The following is a 1,477-nucleotide window of genomic DNA, read 5'->3' on the forward strand; positions in this document are numbered from 1 at the left end:
GTGAACTGTGACCCAGTTTGTGGACAGTTTGAAATAAACCGCCTAGAGCTTAGCTAGCAAGCAGATGACCTCTGAATTCATCGGGGGTCATCTTTTTTAATGTCCACTGGTATCGTTCTGAGTTGTAGTAGCTTATGTACTCCTTCACTCGCACTCTCACTTCATCAATAGTTTGGCAATCGCTAAAATCAACGTCGTCTTTCAAGTGACCGAAGAATGATTCCATGGGAGCGTTGTCCCAGCAATTGCCTTTGCGCGACATCGACTGCTTAAATCCTGCCTCAGCCATAAGAAGACGAGTTTTAGGATGCGTGTAGTGCATCCCTTGGTCGGAGTGCAGGATCGCTTCTGGATGAATGTTTCCATCTAATCGCTCTAAAAGACCCTGTATTGTCCGCTCGACAATCGGAAGCTCGAGTGTTGCTGCCACGCTGTCGGCAAGGATCTGCCTGGTCGCCCCGTCCTTCACACAGGAAAGGTATGCCCAGCGTCCGCTTCCATAGCGCAAATAAGTGATGTCAGTGAGAAACACTTTCTCAGGTTCACCTTGGTCAAACTTTCTCTTCAGCAGGTTCGGGCATGTCTTGTGCTCTTGAGTTGCCTTAGCCATCTTGCGGTAGGGGTTCGCCTGACGGATTACGGCCACCAAACCTGCCTTTCCCATAAGTCGGCGAATCTTCTTGTGGTTCATGACAACGCCGCTTATCTGTTCCAGCCGCATCTTAATCACAAGCGCACCTGCTTTGCCGCAAAGCGCGTCAAAGTGCTGCTTGATGAGAAGGATGTCCTGCTCGTCCGCAGCCGCACGAAGTTCACGATCTTCTTCCGCTCCCAGCCACCTGTAATAGCCGCTTGGACTTACTTCCACGAGTTCGCACAGATAGCGTGTCATTCGTTTCAGGGCATATGCCCGAATGGTGCGATTTATGATCTCATAGCGCTCAGAGGGCGTCAGCGTTTCTTCTTCTGCCGCTCGAGCGCTTCGAGCTTTTTTAGCATGTCCACTTGAGCTTCAAGCAGTTTGATCTGGGCCCTAGCCCGTTTCAATTCTTCTTCTGCTGACAACTGACCGGCTGGCTTGCGCCCTGTACTGCTCTTACCGCGCCGCTCTGTAGCCAATCCTTCCTCACCGTACAGCTCGAAGGTTTCACGCCACCGTTTTAAGCTGTCTTTGGGCTTCTTATGACCAATAATGTCCAGGTCGAAGCCGGCACGAATAAAGATTTCTGAAGGTGTCTGCCCCTGCTTGTAGGCTTTCAGCGCCTCCAGCTTGAATGCAGGTGTGTATGTAATGGCCGCCTCGGTCACATGATGTACGTTTGGATTCTCCTCAAGCTTCCTCATTTGCTCCTCGGTAAAGAGTACCCGTTTCAACTTCCCCATTTCGTATCACTCCTCGTCACATACCTTGATTAAAACACAAATGACCCACAAGAAGTCACTTTTTTCAAAGTGTCCATCTTATGGGTCACAGTTC

Annotated in this window: 2 protein-coding genes; both read right to left on the reverse strand. The window is 50.2% G+C overall.

Going from position 1 to position 1,477, the window contains the following annotated elements; genetic code table 11:
* Positions 1–49: 49 nt before the first annotated feature.
* On the reverse strand, positions 50–955 hold the full coding sequence (locus tag AK95_RS34985) for an IS3 family transposase (RefSeq protein ID WP_331000348.1): 906 nt from the start codon (positions 953–955) through the stop codon (positions 50–52).
* Positions 952–1,383, reverse strand: a complete 432-nt coding sequence (locus AK95_RS34990) for an HTH domain-containing protein (RefSeq protein ID WP_235613217.1) — start codon at positions 1,381–1,383, stop codon at positions 952–954. The genes AK95_RS34985 and AK95_RS34990 overlap by 4 nt, the downstream gene beginning before the upstream one ends.
* Between the last annotated feature and the right edge of the window lie 94 nt (positions 1,384–1,477).

Source organism: Paenibacillus sp. LC231 (assembly GCF_001860525.1).
GTDB lineage: Bacteria > Bacillota > Bacilli > Paenibacillales > Paenibacillaceae > Paenibacillus_AQ.

Coding starts and splice junctions, on each gene's coding strand:
- AK95_RS34990 (WP_235613217.1), bottom strand. CDS start 1,383: ATGGGGAAGTTGAAACGGGTACTCTTTACCGAGGAGCAAATGAGGAAG.